The sequence below is a fragment of the Actinocorallia sp. A-T 12471 genome (genome assembly GCF_033875155.1).
Lineage (GTDB): Bacteria > Actinomycetota > Actinomycetes > Streptosporangiales > Streptosporangiaceae > Actinocorallia.
Genome location: NZ_JAWZTE010000002.1, coordinates 748,860 through 765,712, shown reverse-complemented (window position 1 = coordinate 765,712; position 16,853 = coordinate 748,860). Strand labels below are relative to the sequence as shown.

13 protein-coding genes and 1 tRNA gene are annotated in these 16,853 nt (G+C 72.6%); 8 read left to right on the top strand and 6 right to left on the bottom strand.

What is annotated here, in order from left to right; all coding sequences use genetic code 11:
* Positions 1–3: 3 nt before the first annotated feature.
* Both R9X44_RS08535 and R9X44_RS08530 read left to right on the top strand, forming a co-directional pair.
* Positions 4–597, top strand: coding sequence for an isochorismatase family cysteine hydrolase (locus R9X44_RS08535; protein ID WP_319813589.1), 594 nt, complete (start codon positions 4–6; stop codon positions 595–597).
* Between the two features lie 41 nt (positions 598–638).
* Positions 639–1,619, top strand: coding sequence for a class I SAM-dependent methyltransferase (locus R9X44_RS08530; RefSeq protein WP_319813453.1), 981 nt, complete (start codon positions 639–641; stop codon positions 1,617–1,619).
* Positions 1,620–1,711: 92 nt separating this feature from the next.
* Here the strand turns inward: R9X44_RS08530 and R9X44_RS08525 are convergent.
* Positions 1,712–1,784: transfer RNA gene (locus tag R9X44_RS08525), tRNA-Val, on the bottom strand.
* Between the two features lie 81 nt (positions 1,785–1,865).
* Between R9X44_RS08525 and R9X44_RS08520 the strand changes: the two genes are divergently transcribed.
* From R9X44_RS08520 to R9X44_RS08510, 3 genes are all read left to right on the top strand, one after another.
* On the top strand, positions 1,866–2,708 hold the full coding sequence (locus R9X44_RS08520; RefSeq protein ID WP_319813452.1) for a helix-turn-helix domain-containing protein: 843 nt from the start codon (positions 1,866–1,868) through the stop codon (positions 2,706–2,708).
* An 82-nt stretch (positions 2,709–2,790) separates the two neighbouring features.
* Positions 2,791–3,216: a VOC family protein gene (locus R9X44_RS08515; protein ID WP_319813451.1), complete on the top strand. Its 426-nt coding sequence runs from the start codon at positions 2,791–2,793 to the stop codon at positions 3,214–3,216.
* 115 nt (positions 3,217–3,331) lie between these two features.
* Positions 3,332–4,360, top strand: coding sequence for a DUF2637 domain-containing protein (locus R9X44_RS08510; RefSeq protein ID WP_319813450.1), 1,029 nt, complete (start codon positions 3,332–3,334; stop codon positions 4,358–4,360).
* Positions 4,361–4,440: 80 nt separating this feature from the next.
* Here the strand turns inward: R9X44_RS08510 and R9X44_RS08505 are convergent, their stop codons facing one another.
* Positions 4,441–4,749, bottom strand: coding sequence for a hypothetical protein (locus R9X44_RS08505; protein ID WP_319813449.1), 309 nt, complete (start codon positions 4,747–4,749; stop codon positions 4,441–4,443).
* Positions 4,750–5,144: 395 nt separating this feature from the next.
* Between R9X44_RS08505 and R9X44_RS08500 the strand changes: the two genes are divergently transcribed.
* The 3 genes from R9X44_RS08500 to R9X44_RS08490 all read left to right on the top strand — a co-directional run bounded on the left by R9X44_RS08500 (position 5,145) and on the right by R9X44_RS08490 (position 12,022).
* Positions 5,145–5,669, top strand: coding sequence for a hypothetical protein (locus R9X44_RS08500; protein ID WP_319813448.1), 525 nt, complete (start codon positions 5,145–5,147; stop codon positions 5,667–5,669).
* A 776-nt stretch (positions 5,670–6,445) separates the two neighbouring features.
* Complete coding sequence (locus tag R9X44_RS08495; RefSeq protein ID WP_319813588.1) at positions 6,446–7,978, top strand: DNA polymerase Y family protein; 1,533 nt, start codon at positions 6,446–6,448, stop codon at positions 7,976–7,978.
* Positions 7,979–8,773: 795 nt separating this feature from the next.
* The gene (locus R9X44_RS08490) at positions 8,774–12,022 is read left to right on the top strand and encodes an error-prone DNA polymerase (RefSeq protein ID WP_319813447.1); all 3,249 of its coding nucleotides are present in this window, start codon (positions 8,774–8,776) and stop codon (positions 12,020–12,022) included.
* On the opposite strand, the gene R9X44_RS08485 is transcribed toward R9X44_RS08490, so the two are convergent.
* The 4 genes from R9X44_RS08485 to R9X44_RS08470 form a co-directional block, all read right to left on the bottom strand.
* The gene (locus R9X44_RS08485) at positions 11,915–13,393 is read right to left on the bottom strand and encodes a family 16 glycosylhydrolase (RefSeq protein WP_319813446.1); all 1,479 of its coding nucleotides are present in this window, start codon (positions 13,391–13,393) and stop codon (positions 11,915–11,917) included. The genes R9X44_RS08490 and R9X44_RS08485 overlap by 108 nt on opposite strands.
* 157 nt (positions 13,394–13,550) lie before the next feature.
* The gene (locus tag R9X44_RS08480) at positions 13,551–15,146 is read right to left on the bottom strand and encodes a carbohydrate-binding protein (protein WP_319813445.1); all 1,596 of its coding nucleotides are present in this window, start codon (positions 15,144–15,146) and stop codon (positions 13,551–13,553) included.
* Between the two features lie 161 nt (positions 15,147–15,307).
* Complete coding sequence (locus tag R9X44_RS08475) at positions 15,308–16,054, bottom strand: CAP domain-containing protein (RefSeq protein ID WP_319813444.1); 747 nt, start codon at positions 16,052–16,054, stop codon at positions 15,308–15,310.
* 149 nt (positions 16,055–16,203) lie between these two features.
* Entirely contained in the window at positions 16,204–16,710 is a 507-nt protein-coding gene (locus R9X44_RS08470) for a CAP domain-containing protein (RefSeq protein ID WP_319813443.1), read from the bottom strand.
* Between the last annotated feature and the right edge of the window lie 143 nt (positions 16,711–16,853).

Here is a 16,853-nt window from a genome sequence, read left to right as displayed (position 1 = left end):
ACCATGGCGCTCGTCGTCATCGACCTGCAGAACGACTTCTGCGTGGGGCCGACCGCCGCGGCCCGGTACCCCGGATCTCCGGAGCGGCTGCGGCGGGTCGTCGCCAACACCGCCCGCGCGGTGGCGGGGGCCAGGGCCCGCGGCGTCGAGGTGGTCTTCGTCAGGTTCACCGGCGACCCCGCACACCAGGGGGCGAGCTGGCGGCGGCGGGACCGTCTGCTCGGCAAGCGGCCCAAGTGCCTGGAGGGCTCGTGGGGAGCCGAGTTCTGCGAGGTCCTGCCGCTGCCGGGGGAGGCGGTCTTCACCAAACCGGCGTGCTTCGACGCCTTCCTCAGCCCGGGGTTCGAGCGGCACCTCGCCGGGGCGGGAGTCGAGAGACTTGTGCTCGCCGGGCTGTTCACCGACGTGTGCGTCGACTCCACCGCCCGCACCGCGTTCCAGAAGGGCCTCCACATCACCGTACTGACCGACTGCACGGCGGCCCTGCACCTCGCGGACGCCGACATCCTGCGCTACATGGGCGCCGTCTACGGCGCCCGGACCGCGACCCACGACGCACCCCAGCGGTGGGCCGCCACGTTCGAGGAGGTCCGATGACGGCGGCGGAGCCACGTATGGGAGCGGAGCCACGTACAGGAGTGGAGCCGCGTACGGGAGTGGAGGAGGGCGTCGGCCTGACGGCGCTCATGGTCGCGGCGGCGCGGGCCATCGAGACCCACCGCGCCGACTCCCTCGCCCGCGACCCCTACGCCGAGCACTTCGTCCGCGCCGCGGCGGCGTCCGCGGGCTGGCCGACCCATCCCGAGGAGGTGCCGGAGGGCGACGACAACCCGCTGTGGGGCAGGCTCGGCCGCTATTTCGGCCTGCGCACCAGGGTCTTCGACGACTTCCTCCTCAGCTCCGCCCGGTCGGGCGTCCGGCAGGTCGTGCTGCTCGGCGCGGGCCTCGACACCCGGGCGCTGCGGCTCGGCTGGCCACCCGGCCAGACGATCTACGAGCTTGATCGCGAAGGCGTCATGGCGTTCAAACACGGGGTGCTCGAACGCGTCGCCGCCGCCCCGGCGGCCACCCGGCGTCCGGTCCCGGTGGATCTGTGCGACGACTGGTCGGGGCCGCTGCTGGACGCGGGCTTCGACCCGTCCCTGCCCACCGCCTGGCTGGCCGAAGGGCTGCTGCTGTACCTCCCGCCCGAAGCCGAACGCCGCATGATCGACACCATCGACCACCTGAGCGCCCCCGGCAGCGCCTTCGCCTACGAGATCAAACGGGGCATGGAGTCTCCCCAGATCCGCGCCCACCCGATCTACCCCTCGACCCGCCACCAGACCGGCATCGATCTCCTCGCCCTGTTCAACACCGCCCCCCGCCCCGACTCCGCCGCCACGCTGAGCGCCCGAGGCTGGTCCACCACCGACACCACACCCTTCACCTTCACCCACCACCACGGCAGGGGCCCTACCCCACAGCCCCACGACCCCCTGTCCACCAACCACTGGATCTTCAGCAGCGCCCCTGATCCCCACCACCCGAACCAGCGAACAGCCCCCGACGATCAGGGACAGGACACGAAGAGCCGAGCCGACGAACCCCCAAGCGGGCTGCGGGGGGTGAGGCCGTAGGAGGGGGACGCACACGGGCCCTGCATCAGGGGTGCGGAGGGTAGTGCGGGGGGCGAAGGCACCCCGGAGGGGCCGAGCGGACGACGCCTGGGTGGGGCTGGCCGGACTCGAACCGACGACCTACGAGGTGTAAGCTCGCCGCGCTACCAACTGCGCCACAGCCCCTTGACGCAAGAGACAATACCGTCTTCGGCGGGCGTCCTGTACTCGCCGTTCCTCCAAGCCGCGTAGCGTGGAGGAGTGGAGATGGTCTCGTGGACCCCCGGGCCCGTCCTGCGGCCCCTCGTCGGCCCGGTGCACGGCTACCGGCAGGAGGGCGCGGCGCCGGGAACGCACCGCGGCGTGGCCTCCCCGTGGCTGACCATGATCCTCACCTGGGACGAACCCCTCGTGCTCGCGCACGGCGGCGGACCGCGCAGGTATCCCGCGCTCGTCGGCGGCCTCCACCTCGATCCCGCCATGATCGTCCATCCGGGGCGTCAGGTGGGCGTCCAGGTGTCGCTCAGCCCGCTGGGGGCGCGGGCGCTGCTGGGCGTTCCGGCCGGGGAACTCGCCTTCCGTGATGTGGAGGGCGCGGCGGTTCTGCCCGGAATGGGCGTTCTGCTGGAGCGGATGGGGGAGGCGGCCGGCTGGGGGGAGCGGTTCGGGCTCGTCGAGGAGTTCCTGCTGGGACGGCTCGACCGGCGCGCCGACGCCGGGGTGTCGCCCGAGGTGGCGTTCGGGTGGCGGAGGCTGCTCCAGACCCGTGGGGCCGTCGGCGTCGCGGAGCTCGCCGCCGAGACCGGGTGGAGCGAACGGCACATGCGGCGCAGGTTCGCCGAGCAGGTGGGGATGCCGCCCAGCACGCTGCGCAGGATCGTCAGGTTCACCGCCGCGCGCGACGCCCTGCGCCGCCGCGTCGCCCGGCGCGAACCCCTCGACCTCGCCGGGCTCGCCCAGGCCACCGGCCACACCGACCAGGCCCACCTTACCCGCGAGTTCCGCGCGTTCACCGGCCTCCCCCCGCTCCACTACGCGAGGACCGAGCTATCCCCCGAGCTATCCCCCGAGCTATCCCCCGACGGCGACGCCGGGTCGGGAAAGGGCTGAACCCGGCAAAGAGCGGGTCGAGGACGCGGGCGGGGCCGATCCGTACAAGACCCGCGCGCGGCGCGCGGGGAAGGGTCGGGGTATGAGCGAAACACAGAACACCCAGGGCAAGACAGCTCCCGCACCGCAGGTGTGGCCGTCGCTGCGGGCCCGCGACGCACGCGGCCTCATCACGTTCCTCGTCGACGCGTTCGGCTTCGAGGAGGTCGTCACCTACGGGGAGGGCGACGTCGTCCACCACGCCGAGCTCGCCTGGCCGCTCGGCGGCGGCCTCATGCTCGGCTCGACCGACCGCGGCCCCGACGACAAGTTCGCCCTCCCGCCCGGCACCTTCGGCGCCTACGTCGTCACCGACGACCCCGACGCTCTCTTCGACCGCGCCATGAAGTCCGGCGCCGTCCTCGTCTCCGGCCTCCAGGACACCGACTACGGCTCCCGCGACTTCTCCGTCCGCGACCCGGAAGGCAACCTCTGGAGCTTCGGCACCTACCCCGGCCACCCCCGTTGAACCCACGCTTCGATGGCGGCGAAGGCGCGACAATTGAACAAAGTCAACTCATGAGGGGGTTGGGGAGGGATATTCTCCTCCAAGGTCATCTCAAGAGTGAGAGTGGAGCCCCCAGATGAGCACCGCCATCAAGGCCAAAGCCATAACTCGATGGGCTGCGGTGGGCCTGATGGCCGCCGCGGTCCTCACCGCGACCGGAGGTGGTTTCGCCCAGTCGTACTCGGGTCTGTACCAGTGGGCCATCGAGCACGGGCTGACCGGCTGGAAGGCCGCGTCGTTCCCGCTGCTGGTCGACCTGTTCATCATCGTCGGCGAGCTCGGTCTGTTCCTGCTCGCGCTCGACGCCTACGCCATCCGCAAGACCCTGCTGTCCTGGCTCGACTTCATGCTGCCGCTGTTCATCGCGCTCGCCGGATGGACCGCGTCGCTGGTGTTCAACGTCGGCCACGTGCTGAACAAGGACTTCTCCTACCAGGCGACGGCCGCGGTCCCGCCGATCGTGTCGATGCTCGGCCTGTTCGTGCTGCTGCGCACGCTGCACCGTTACGTCGTGGTGGATCTCCAGCACGCCGAGGACGACTCCCTCAAGGAGCTCGAGGGCTCGTCCGAGCCGCGTCAGATCACCGCGAGCGCGGTCCGGGTCCCCGAACTCGCGGCCCCCGCCGAGCAGCTCTCCGACCCGCTGGTGAACGCGGCGGCCACGGCGAAGGCCGCCGAGGCCGAGCCCGCCGCCGCGGCGGCTCCGGCCGCTGAGAAGCCGTCGCCCAAGCACGCCAAGACCGAGCCGGCTGACGCGACGGCCGAGTCGCCGGCCGAGCAGACGTTCGTCGACCTCCTTGAGCCGGTCTCCGACCTGAAGGCACAGCCCGACCCCGGGACGATGCGCACGATCGTCACCGAGGCGCTGAACAAGCACAACGGCGACGTCACCAAGACGTGCGCCGACCTCGCCGCCGACGGCTACGCCATCGATGAGACCGAGGTCACCAAGATCCGCGAGAACCACTGGTTCCCCTACTTCGCCTACCGCCTCGTCGCCAAGCACGGCCCCGACGGCAAGCTCGTCGCCCAGGAGCTCACCGACCTCGGCGTCGAGTTCGACCGCGTCGCCCTGCGCGACCTCGTCCGCAACTGGCGCGCCTGACCCTCATCCCCAGGGCGAAAGCCGGACCCCTCCCCCGGAGGTGGTCCGGCTTTCGCCGTTCCACGCCTTTTCGGCGCAGCTCACCGGAGCCGATCCCGGTACAGCACCTCGACGTAGACGATCCGCCCGTTGACGACGTCGAGGACGAGCATGCCCTCGGCGGGGTCGAGGGAGACGCAGCGGTGGCCGGGCCCGTAGGGGAGCCCGGTCGGGTGGGGGGCGGTGCGGAGGCTCTGGCAGAAGTCGTCGCCGCAGTCGCAGCGTCCGACCAGGCGCAGCTCGGGGACGAGCGCGGCGAGCGTGTGCTCGCCCTCGGCTTCGAGGAGCTCGACGAGCTCGGCGGCGAGTTCGGGAAGGACGTCGCGGATCAGGGGGTGGTCCTCGGGCATGGGCGAACGGTAGCGATTTTGAGGAAGTCGAAGAATTTTTTTCGGGGACGGCTAAGGAGGCGCGGGGTAAGCGCGCTGGGGTGTTCGGGGAACGTGCGGGCGTGTGGGGTGGGTATCGGGGGGTTGGGTGGTGGGTGGGGGAAACGGCGGTAGAGCGGGGGGAAGGTGGGGGTTTGCTGGTCAGGGGCGGGGTGGGGGTGAGGGATTCGAAAGGATGATCGACTTGCCAGGTGTCGAAATCTTGTTCGATGATGGGTGTTGTGGGTGCGTTGGACGGGCTCCGTCGAGACGGGCTCGTGGGGCCGTTGGCGGCGTCGGAAGGGCTCGCTGAGGAGCTCGTTCCGGTGCTTCCGCCGCTGCGGGCGGTGTTGCCGAAGCTGAGAGGAGGGACTGTGGTGTCGGTGGGAGGAAGTGCCGCGCTGGGCACGGCGCTGGTCGCGGGCGCGGCGCGCGGGCAGGAGTGGGCCGCGGTCGTCGGGATGCCGGAGTTCGGGGTCGCGGCGGCCGTCGGGATGGGCGCGGATCCCGACCGGCTGCTGCTCGCCGACGCGCCGGGGGAGCGGTGGGCCGAGGTCGTCGCGGCCCTGGTCGAGGGGGTCAGGCTTGTGCTGGTGCGGCCACCGGCGCGGCCGACGCCGACGCTCGCCCGGCGGCTCGTCGCGCTCGCCCGCAAGAACGGGTGCGCCCTGGTCAGCGTGGGCGACTGGGAGGGCGCCCAGGTGCGCCTGACGGTCTCCGACGCCTCATGGCAGGGCCTGGGCCAGGGCCACGGCCGCCTCATGGCGCGTCGTGTCCGCGTCACCGCCGCGGGCCGCGGCGTCGCCGGCCGCGGCGACTCCACCTGGCTCCTCCTCCCCGCCCCCGACGGCCGCGTCACCCCCGCCCCCACCCCCCTCCGCCACCTGGAACTAGTCCCATGACCCCCCCACCCCCACACCCCCCAACCCAGCAACCCCCAACCCCGCAGGCTCCGGCCCCGCAGGTCCCGACCTTGCAAGCCTCGGCCTTGCAGGCGTCGACCCCGCAGGTCCCGGCCCGGCAGGTCCCGGTCTCGCAGGTCCTGGCCAGGCAAGCCTCGGCTTTGCAGGCGTCGACCCCGCAGGTTGCCGTCCGGCAGGGCTCGACCCCGCAAGCCTCGGCCTTGCGAGCCTCGACCTTGCAGGCGCCGGTCCCACAGGCCCCGGCCCGGCAGGCCCCGACTCCGCAGGTCTCGACCCCGCAGGTCTCGACCCCGCAGGTCGCGGTTCCGCAGGGACCGGTCTCGCAGTGCCCGGTTTGGCAGGTCTCGGCTCGGCAGGGCCCGGTACCGCAGGTTTCGGGCTTGCGCGTCTCGGTCTCGCAGGCTCCGGCCCTGCGAACACCGGTCATGCAAGCCTCTGCTGTGGAGGCTTCGGTCCGGCAGGTCTCGGTGTCGCAGGTCACGGCCTCGCGGGCTCTGGTGCCGGAGGGTTTGGCTTCGCAGGCTTCGGGTTCGCAAGACTCGGCTGCGCGGGGTTCGGCGCGGGAGGTTTCAGGTCAGGGGGATTTGGGGGCGTGGGTTTCGGTCTCGCGGGATTTGGCTCGGGAGGTTTCGGGTCAGGGGGGCTTGGGGGCGGAGGTTTTGGGCTCGCGGGATTTGGCGGGGCGGGGGGCGGATGTTCGGGGTGGGGGGTGGAGGGTTTTGGTGGTGTGGTGTCCGGATTGGCCGTTGGCGGCGGTGGGGATCGAGGCGGGGGTGGCGGGGGCCGTGTTGGGGAGGGTCGGGGCGTCGGAGCGGGTGGTGGCCTGCACGGCGGCGGCGCGGGCGGCGGGGGTGCGGCGGGGACAGCGGCGGCGCGATGCGCAGCGGCTGTGCCCTGAGCTCGTGGTGGCCGAGCGCGACCTCGACGCCGAGGGGCGCGCGTTCGAGACGGTGGCGGCGGCGGTCGCGGAGCTGACCCCGCGGGTCGAGGTGGTCAGGCCCGGGGTGTGCGCGATCCCCGCGCGCGGCGCGGCGCGGTTCCACGGCGGCGAGGAGGCGCTGCGGATCACCGTGCAGGACGCGGTGGTCGAGGCGGGGTACGACTGCGGCGTCGGGATCGCCGACGGGCTGTTCGCGGCCGAGCTCGCGGCCCGCAACGGCGGCGGCGGGCTCATCGTGCCCGAGGAGGGCTCGGCGGAGTTCCTCGCGCGCTTCCCGCTCAGTGTGCTGGCCGGGGCGGTCCCCGACTGGGACTCCCTCGCCGATCTGCTCGTGCGCCTGGGCGTCGGCACGCTCGGCGAGTTCGCCGCGCTGCCCGCCGACGACGTCGCGGGCAGGTTCGGCGCTCCCGGGGTGCTCGCGCACCGGCTGGCCAGGGGCCGCGAGCCGCGCGACGTCGCACCGCGCGCCGCCCCGCCGGATCTGACCGTGGTCCGCGCGTTCGACCCGCCGGCCGCCCGCTCCGACGAGGTCGTGTTCGCCGCCAAGGCGCTCGCCGACACCCTGCACGAGGGCCTTGCCGCCGAGGGCCTGACATGTGTGCGGCTCGGCGTGGAGGTCGAGTTCGCCGACGGCGGCGTGTCGGAGCGGCTGTGGCGGCACGAGGGCCTGCTGTCGTCCCAGGCCGTGGCGGAGCGGGTGCGCTGGCAGCTGTCGGGCTGGCGGCCCGCCTTCACCGGCGACGGCACCGAGGCGGAGGAGGCGGTGTGGGGCGGGGTGACCGCGCTGCTGCTGGTGCCCGACCAGGTGGTCCCCGACACCGGCGTGCAACGCGCGCTGTGGGGCCGCGACGGCGACGGCGCGCGCGGCGAGCTGCCCGAGCGGGTGGCGCGCGCGGCAGACCGGGTCCAGGCGATGCTCGGCCACGGCTCGCTCACCCGGCCCCATCTGACGGGCGGGCGCGGCCCCGGCGAGCGCGTGCTGCGGGTGCCGGTCGGCGACATGCCGTTGGAGACCCGTCCGGAGGGGCCGTGGCCGGGGGCGCTTCCCGCGCCCGCGCCGTCGGTGGTGCCGCCCGAGCCGCGCCCGGTGGCGGTCCGCGCGGCCGACGGCTCCCCGGTGACGGTCTCGGCCCGCTGCGTGCCGTCGGCCCCGCCCGCCGTGGTCGTCATGCCCGACGGCTCAGGCCACCGCGTCATCTCCTGGACGGGCCCCTGGCCCGCCCACGAACGCTGGTGGGACCCCGAGTCCTCCCGCCGCCTCGCCCGCTTCCAGGTCCTGACCCCCCAAGGCGCCCACCTCCTCACCCTCGAACAAGGCTCCTGGCTCCTGGAGGCTTCCTATGAATAACCCAACCCCCACCCACCCCCACCGACCCTCGCCCCGGGTTCCTCCGCCGACCGCCGCCGAATCCCGGCAGCCCCCGCCGCCCCCGCACCCGCTCGGGGTTCGTCCGCCGACCGCCGCCGAACCCCTGCGGGCCCCGTCGCGCCCGCACGCGACCGGGGTTTCCTCACCGGCCGCCGCCGAGCCCCGGCGGGCCCCGTCGTGCGTGCGCCTGGTGCGGGTTCCTTCGCTGGCCGCGGGCGGGGTCTGTCGGGCTCGGTCGTGCCCGCGCCCGGCTGAGGTTTCTTCGCTGGTCGTGGGCGGCGGTTGGGCTCGGTCGTGCGTGCGCGTGACCGGGGTTTCCTCGCTGGCCGTTGACGAGGCTCGGTGGGCCCCGTCGCGCGTGCGCCTGGCGCGGGTTCCTTCGCTGGCCGTTGGCGGGGTTGGGTGGGCTCGGTTGTGTGTGTGCCTGGTTCGGGGGGCTTTGCTGGTCTTTGGTGGGGGCTGGCGGGCCCCGTTGTGCTCGCGTGTGGGTTGGGTTCTCTTGCTCTGTGGGAGTGGTGGGTGGGTCTTGTGGTGTTCGGGTGCGGGGCGGGGTGCTTTGTTCTGTGGGGGTGGGCGGCGGGGCTTGTTGGGCTCGGGCGCGGGGTGGGTTCTGCTGCTCGGTGGGGGTGGGCGGGGGGTCTTGGCGCGTGGGGGTGCGGGTTGGGGGAGCCTGGCGTGTGGGGGTGGGCGGTGGGGCTTGGGGGCGGGGTGGGTTCTGCTGCCTGGTGGGGGTGTGGGGTGGGGTTGTTTGTTTGGTGGGGGAGGGGAGGGGTGATGGGGTTTGGGAATCCGGTGGTGCCGTGGAAGGAGCTTGCGGGGCGGATGGCCTGGGGTGGGGCGGCGGAACGGGGGGCTTTGCCGGAGAGGGTGTCCGGGGTGGGGGAGGAGGCTGGGGGGTTTGTTGAGGGGGAGGTGGCGTGGGCGGAGTTGCACTGTCATTCGTCGTTCAGTTTTTTGGACGGGGCGAGTGATCCCGCGGCGTTGGCCGGGGAGGCCGCGCGGTTGGGGGTCGGGTATGTGGCGATCACCGATCACGACGGGATGTACGGGGCCGTGCAGTTCGCTGACGCGGTGCGGGCCGCGGGGATCAGGGGGATCTATGGGGCCGAGTTGAGTCTTGAGCTGCCGGGGCCGAGGGCGGGGGAGGCCGATCCGGGCGGGTGGCATCTGCTGGTGCTGGCGCGTGGTGCGGAGGGGTACCGGCGGCTGTGCGGTGCGATCACCAGGGCGCAGTTGCGGGGCGGGGAGAAGGGGCGTCCCGTGTATGACCTCGATGAGTTGAGTGAGGCGCATGACGGCAACTGGGCGGTGCTGACCGGCTGTCGCAAGGGGCCGTTGAGCCGGGGGATCGGCCTGCCGGAGCTGGGCGAGCGGTTCGGCAGGGAGAACGTTTTCGCCGAGCTCATCGACCACCGGATGCCGGGCGACGACCCGCGCAACGACGCGCTGTTCGCCAGGGCGCGGGAGCTGGGGTTCGGGGTCGTGGCGTCGAACAACGTGCACTACGCGGCGCCCGGCCCCGAGGCGCGGCTGGCCCAGGCGCTCGCGGCGATCCGGGCGCGCACCCCGCTCGACCAGATGGAGGGCTGGCTGCACGCGGCGGGCACCGCGCACCTGCGGACCGGCGTGGAGATGGCGGCGCGGCTCGCCCGTTTCCCCGGGGTGCGCGGGGCGACGGTGGAGCTGGCGAAGGCGTGCGCGTTCGACTTCAAGGCCGATCCGCCGGGCCTGCCGCGCTGGCCGGTGCCCGACGGCCACACCGAGGCGTCCTACCTGCGGGAGCTGACGTACGACGGCGCGGTGCTCAGGTACGGCCCGCGCGACGCCGAGCGCACGCCCGGCGCGTGGGCGCAGATCGACCACGAGCTCGAGGTGATCGAGCGGCTCGGCTTTCCCGGCTACTTCCTCATCGTGCACGACATCGTGGCGTTCTGCCGCGACAACGACATCCTGTGCCAGGGCAGGGGTTCCGCGGCGAACTCCGCGGCCTGTTACGCCCTGGGCATCACGGGTGTCGACGCCGTCCACCACAGGCTGCTGTTCGAGCGGTTCCTGTCGCCGGGACGCGACGGCCCGCCCGACATCGACCTCGACATCGAGCACAAACGCCGCGAGGAGGTCATCCAGTACGTCTACCGCAAGTACGGCAGGGAGTGCACCGCGCAGGTCGCGAACGTGATCTCCTACCGGCCCAAGATGGCGACCCGCGACGCGGCACGCGCGCTCGGCTACTCGCCGGGCCAGCAGGACGCCTGGTCCAAGCAGGTCGACTGGCGTGATCCGGTGAACATCGACGTGATCCCCGAGCAGGTCACCGAGCTTGCCGTGCGGATGGGCAGGCTGCCCAGGCATCTGGGCATCCACTCGGGCGGCATGGTGATCTGCGACCGCCCGGTCGGCGAGGTGTGCCCGATCGAGTGGGCGACCAAGGAGGACCGCAGCGTCCTGCAGTGGGACAAGGACGACTGCGCCTCGGCGGGCCTCGTGAAGTTCGACCTGCTGGGCCTCGGCATGCTCTCGGCGCTCGCCGACTGCTTCCGTCTTGTGGCGGCCCACCACGGCGAGCACTACGACCTGTCGTCCCTGCCGAAGGACGACCCGGCCGTCTACGACATGCTGTGCGACGCCGATTCCGTCGGGGTGTTCCAGGTCGAGTCGCGGGCGCAGATGGCGACGCTGCCGCGGCTGCGCCCCCGCACGTTCTACGACCTGGTGATCGAGGTCGCGCTGATCCGGCCTGGCCCGATCCAGGGCGGTTCGGTCCACCCCTACCTGAAGCGCCGCAGGGGCGACGAGCCGCCGACGATCCCGCATCCGCTGATGGAGAACGCGCTCCGCCGCACCCTGGGCGTCCCGCTGTTCCAGGAGCAGATGATGCAGCTCGCGGTGGACTGCGCGGGGTTCACCCCGCAGGAGTCCGACGCGCTGCGCCAGGCGATGAGCTCAAAGCGCGCCCCCGAGCGGATCGAGCGGCTGCGCGCGCGGCTGCTCGACGGGATGGCCGAGCGCGGCATCGCCCGCGAGATCGCCCTCGACGTCTACGACAAGATCCTCGGGTTCTCCAGTTTCGGCTTCCCCGAGTCGCACTCGCAGTCGTTCGCCCATCTTGTCTACGCGAGCTCCTGGCTGAAGCGGCACTTCCCGGCCGCGTTCACCGCGGCGCTGCTGCGCAACCAGCCGATGGGGTTCTACAGTCCGCAGTCGCTGCTCGGCGACGCCAAACGGCACGGGGTGACGGTCCGGCCGGTGGACGTCAACGCCTCGGCGGCCCTCACCACGCTCGAGGAGCCGGTCGAGCCGACGAGGCGGCACCGGCACGGCCCGTCGCGGCCGCAGCCCGCGATCCGGGTGGGGCTGGGGTCGGTGCGCGACCTTGGCCCCGAGACGCTGCGACTGCTCGAGGAGGGCAGGCCGTATGCGTCGATGGAGGATCTCGCGCTGCGGGTGCCGCTGTCGGCCGCGGCGTTCGAGGCGCTGGCGACGGCGGGCGCGTTCGATTCCTTCGGCCTGTCGCGGCGGGCGGCGATCTGGAGCGCGGGCGCGCTCGCGGGCACCAGGCCGGGCCAGCTGCCGGGGACGGCTCCGGGCGCGGCGGCCCCCGACCTGCCGCCGATGTCGGTGGTGGAGGAGACCCTCGCGGACCTGTGGTCGACGGGGATCTCCGCGACGCATCCGATGGAGCACGTGCGGCCGATGCTCGAGGAGTACCGGGCGCTGCGCGCTGCCGAACTGCACGCCGCGCGCCCGGACTCCAACGTGCTGGTCGCCGGTCTTGTGACGCACCGGCAGCGCCCCCCGACGGCGGGCGGGATCGTCTTCCTCAGCCTCGAGGACGAAACGGGTGTCGCCAATGTGATCTGCCCGGCGCCGGTCTGGGACCGGCACCGGGCGGTGGGGCTGTCGGCGCAGGGTCTGCTAGTTAACGGGCGTCTGGAAAGGAGGGACGGCGTGGTGCACGTCCACGCGACCAGGCTTAGGCGGCTTCCCGTGCCCGGAAGGGTGCGCAGCAGGGACTTCCACTGAGACCGCCACCTTGTCGACGAGCATCGGCCTGCCCGGCTCGGTGGCGGGGCCGACGGTCGCGCCGTGGCCGCGTGGCATGGCCCCGCCCATCGCGACGTTGAAGATGAGGAAGAACCCGTCGCCGGAGGTCATGGCGTCCCATGCCTTGCGCCAGCGGCGGCCCGGCACGTCGCGGGGCGGCTCGTCGCGGGCGACGCGGTGGACCCGTTGGCCGTCGAGGTACCAGCGGATCTCCTCGGCGTCGGTGCGCCGGTCGAACTCGATCCGGTAGGTGTGGAATCCGGCGGAGCAGGAGATCGGCGCGCACTCGGCGGACCCGCCGCGTCCGACGGGTTCGCGGCACGGCCCGCCCGAGGAGCCCTCGCCGCGGATGCCGCAGTGCAGGGTGAAGTACGCGGTGTTCTCGCCGTTGACGTTCTCCACGACGTCGATCTCGCCGCCCGAGGGCCAGTTGCCCTTGTCGGGGTGCAGGCGCTGGGCCTGGTTGAGCAGCCAGAACGCGGGCCAGTAGCCGCCCGCGCGGACCCCGCTGACGTCGGGCATCCTGATGGACGCCTCGACGGCGGTGCGGGTCCCGTCGGCGAACTTGAAGACCCTCGCGCTGTTGATGCGGGCGGACGTCCACGCCGTTCCCTTGCGGCGCGGGGTGAGCGCGAGCCTGCCCTTGCCGTCGGTGGCGACGTTGGCGGGGTCGGCGGTCATCGCGGCGATCTCGCCGGTGCCGAACCGTTCCGGGCCGAGCCCGCCGAGCGGGGAGCGGGTGCGGTGGCCGAGGTCGGGCACCCATCCGGGGCCGGGGCCCGCGCCCTTGGGGCCGGAGAAGTCGTCGGAGAACAGCACACGCCAGCGCGGTGCGCCCCCCGAGGCCGACGGTTTGGGGTGCTCGCGGGCGGTGGCCCTCGGCGTCGCGGTCTTGCCCGCGAGCGGCGGGACGGGAACCGACGGGACCGGCGCCATGCTCGACGTCGCGGCGAGATCGGGCACTTCGGGCGCGGGAGCTGCCTCGCCGGGCGGCGCGGGAACCCCGGGCGCGGCGGGGACCTCCGGCGTGGCGGCGTCGGGAAGGGCGGGGACGCCGGGCGACGCCGACGCATCGGGAAGGGACGGGATCTCAGGCGACGCGGACGCGCCGGGAAGGGCGGGGACCTCGGGTGCGGCGGGGAGTTCGGGCGAGGGGGTGACGGACGGGCTCACGGACGGCTCGGCGGAAGGGGCCTCGGTGGCCGACACGGCGGCCGCGCCGAGGGCGGGCCGGGGGGCGGGCCGCCCGAGGGGGTCCTCGGCGGAGGCGGGGGCGGCGGGCAGGGAGTGCGGTCTCGCCTCGGCGACCGCGGCGAAGACCGCGGTGCCGCCGACGACCGCGCAGAGCACGGCGGCGGCGCGACGGATGAGGTGTTCCCTGATGGGATGTCCCCTAAAGGGATGTTCGCTGTGGGGATGTTCTGTGTTGATGGCTTCCTCCCGGACATGGCGACGGCGAGTGGACCGCCTTCTCCCTGCCCGAGAGTGATGGTGTTGACACGTTCCGTCACGGAAGGAAAGTGAACCAGTTGACGTTCATGAACTCCTGGTCGTGGTCGGACACGAACTTCAGGTGCACGTCGTGGACGCCCTTGGTGGAGGGGATCTCGGCGAGCACGTCGGCCCAGTCCTGCCAGCCGCCGGTGTTGGGCACCTTGACCGTCGCGACGGGCGCGGCGTCGGCCGAGTCGAGCCGCACCTCGAGCGTGCCGCCGAGGCCGCCGCCCGCGCCCCCGGAGATCCGCGCGAGGAACTTGGTCGACCCGCCGGGCCCGAAGTCGACGTCGTCGTAGCGCGCCCAGTCGCCGTCGGAGATCCAGCCGATGAACTCGGTGCGGCCGATGTCCTCGGCGGCGGCCGTGCGCAGGCCGGACTGCGCGGAGTACCCCTCGGCCTGCACGAACGGCGGACTCCACGCGGCGGGCGAGTCGGGGTCGAGCGTCGGGCTCGGCTCGGGCGTCTCGGGCGCTTCGGTCGGCTCGGGCGTCTCGGTCGGCTTGGGCTCGGGCTCCTCCGACGCGCTCGGCGTCGGGTCGGCCGGGACCTCGGGCGCGACGTCGTCGTCGGGCGCGCCCGCCCCGCGCGCCATCGCCTTCACATAGTCGACCAGCATCGGGTGCCCGGGTTCGGTGGTCGGGCCGATGTCGCCGCCGTTGCCGCGCGGCATGTCCCCGCCCATGGCGACGACGAAGATGATGAAGAACCCGTCGCCGCCGGTCATGTTGTCCCATGCCTGACGCCATTGGCCGCCGTCCGCGCCGCCCGGGGGGTTGTCGCGTTCGAGCCGGTGGGTGAGGCGGCCGTCGAGGTACCAGCGCATCTCCTCGGCGTCGGTGCGCCGGTCGAACTCGAAGCGGTAGGTGTGGTACCCGGCCTGGCAGGAGACCGGCGCGCAGTCGACGGACGTGCCGCGTCCGGTGTGCTCGTTGCAGGGTCCGCCCTGGTCGCCGCCGCCTTTGACGCCGCAGTGCAGGGTGAAGTGTGCCTTGTTGAGTCCGTTGACGTTCTCGACGATGTCGATCTCGCCGCCCGACGGCCAGTTGCCCTGTTCGGGGTAGAGCCGCTGGGCCTGGTTGAGCAGCCAGAAGGACGGCCAGTAGCCGAGTGCCTGTGCGCCGGCGACGTCGGGCATTTTGATGCGCGCTTCGAAGGCGGTCTGGCCGCCGTCGGCGAACTTGAAGACCTGCTGGCTGTTGATGCGCGCGGACGTCCAGCCTCCTGCCCCGTCCTTGCGGGGGGTGATGGCGAGGTTGCCCTTGCCGTCGGTGGCGACGTTGGCGGGGTCGCGGGTCATCGCGGCGATCTCGGTGGTGCCGAAGTTCATCGGGCCGTTCCCCTGGCCGATGGGGGAGACGGTGTGGTGGCCCAGGTCGGGCAGCCAGTGGTCGCCGGGGAACGCGCCGGACTTGCCGCCGAACTCGTCCTGGAAGAGCACCTTCCAGCCGTCGTCGGGCGCGGCGGCGGCGCTGAGGGAGAAGCCCGCGGCGCGTTCCAGCACGCTCCAGCCGCCGAACACCCCGGCCAGGACGCCGAAGGCCATGCCCGCGGCGATCATGAAGTGGTAGCGGTCGCGGTTTCTCAGCGCGGCGAGGGGTCGTGCCATGGGCTGCTCCTGACGGTCCGGGCAGGCGCGTGAGGCGGGAGGGGCTCCGCGGCTCACTATGCCCGGATGACAGGGTCAACACGCCGAGAAGTGGACGATGTCAATAAATGTCGCCATTCGGGGCGGCCGAAAAGCGCGATCGCCCGCCCCGGACGGCTCCGTCAGGTCCAGCCGAAGTTCTGGGTCCAGTAGTTCTTGTACTCGCCGACGCCCAGTGCCTTCAGCTTGCAGTTGAGGATGTTGGCGCGGTGGCCCGAGCTGTCCATCCAGCCCTTCACCACGGCCGCCGCGGTCGGGTATCCGGCGGCGATGTTCTCCGCGCCGGGGTCCATGTAGCCCTCGGCCTTGATGCGGTCCCAGGGCGAGCGGCCGTCCTGCGAGGTGTGCGAGAAGTAGTTGTTGACCGCCATGTCCTTGGAGTGCTTCTGCGCCGCCCGCGCGAGCTTGGCGTTGGCCTTGAGCGCGGGGCAGCCCGCCTTGGCCCGCTCGGCGTTGGTGAGCTCGAGGACCTTCAGCTCCACCTTGGTCATCCCGCCGCCCGACGCGACCGGCGGCGGCGTCGTCGGCTTCGGGGTGGGCTCGGGGGTCGTGGGCTTCGGCTTGGGCGTCGTCGGCGTTGTCGGCTTGGGTGTTGTCGGTTTGGGCTTGGGCTGGGAGGCCGACGGCTTGGGCGCGGCCGTCGTCGGCTTGGGCTTCGGCTTCTTCGACTCGCCGCCCTTCGCGCCGTCCTCCTTCGCGGGCCGCTGTGCCTTCGACGGCGACGCGGACGGCGCGACCGACTCGTCGGTGAGGGCGGGGGAGTCCGAGGCGCGGGGGGCCGCGAGGTCGTCGGAGGGTCCTGAGCCGCCGCATCCGGCGAGCAGGGTGAGCGCGGAGACCGAGATGAGGAGCGCGAGCTTGGGGGTCATGTGCATCTCCGAGGGCGCGAGGCGCCGGAACGTCGGGGGAGCCGCGGGGGCGACGGGGGTCACCACTGAAAGCGCCGAAAGGCCCCCCGCGTGTCACAGCCCCCGGTGGGCGGAGGTCCGGAGGGTGGGCCGGACCCCCGCCCCCGTGCTCACTTCCAGCCGAAGTCCTGGGTCCAGTACTTCTTGTGGTGGCCGACGCCGAGCGCCTTGAGCTTGCAGTTGAGGATGTTGGCGCGGTGGCCCTTGCTGTTCATCCAGCCCTTCACGACGGCGGCCGCGGTCGGGTATCCGGCGGCGATGTTCTCGGCTCCGGGGTACTTGTAGCCCTCGGCCTTGATGCGGTCCCAGGGCGAGCGGCCGTCCTTGGACGTGTGCGAGAAGTAGTTCTTCACGACCATGTCCTTGGAGTGCTTGCGCGCGGCCCGCGCGAGCTTGGCGTTGGCCTTCAGCGGCTTGCACCCGGCCTTGGCGCGGGCCTTGTTGGTGAGCGCGAGGACCTTGCGCTCCTTGGCGTTCATGACGGGCTTCTTCTTCGCGGCGGCGGGGGCCGCGGCGACGGCGGGGGCGCTCTGCGGGAGCGGAGCGGCGTTGGCGGGTCCGCCGACGAGCACGACGAGGGCGGACGCTGACAGGGCAAGAGCGATTTTCGGGGGCATACCGTCTCCAATGGCAACGAAACGGTAACACCATAGTGTGACGTACGTGATGCTCGGGTCATGAGTGATTAATGCCGAAAAACGCCCTGGCCAGGGGGCGTCCGCCGCCCGCGAATAATCCTTTGCGCCACAGCCCCGGGTGC

Coding starts and splice junctions, on each gene's coding strand:
- R9X44_RS08535 (WP_319813589.1), top strand. CDS start 4: ATGGCGCTCGTCGTCATCGACCTGCAGAACGACTTCTGCGTGGGGCCG.
- R9X44_RS08520 (WP_319813452.1), top strand. CDS start 1,866: ATGGTCTCGTGGACCCCCGGGCCCGTCCTGCGGCCCCTCGTCGGCCCG.
- R9X44_RS08515 (WP_319813451.1), top strand. CDS start 2,791: ATGAGCGAAACACAGAACACCCAGGGCAAGACAGCTCCCGCACCGCAG.
- R9X44_RS08510 (WP_319813450.1), top strand. CDS start 3,332: ATGAGCACCGCCATCAAGGCCAAAGCCATAACTCGATGGGCTGCGGTG.
- R9X44_RS08505 (WP_319813449.1), bottom strand. CDS start 4,749: ATGCCCGAGGACCACCCCCTGATCCGCGACGTCCTTCCCGAACTCGCC.
- R9X44_RS08490 (WP_319813447.1), top strand. CDS start 8,774: ATGGGGTTTGGGAATCCGGTGGTGCCGTGGAAGGAGCTTGCGGGGCGG.
- R9X44_RS08480 (WP_319813445.1), bottom strand. CDS start 15,146: ATGGCACGACCCCTCGCCGCGCTGAGAAACCGCGACCGCTACCACTTC.
- R9X44_RS08475 (WP_319813444.1), bottom strand. CDS start 16,054: ATGACCCCCAAGCTCGCGCTCCTCATCTCGGTCTCCGCGCTCACCCTG.
- R9X44_RS08470 (WP_319813443.1), bottom strand. CDS start 16,710: ATGCCCCCGAAAATCGCTCTTGCCCTGTCAGCGTCCGCCCTCGTCGTG.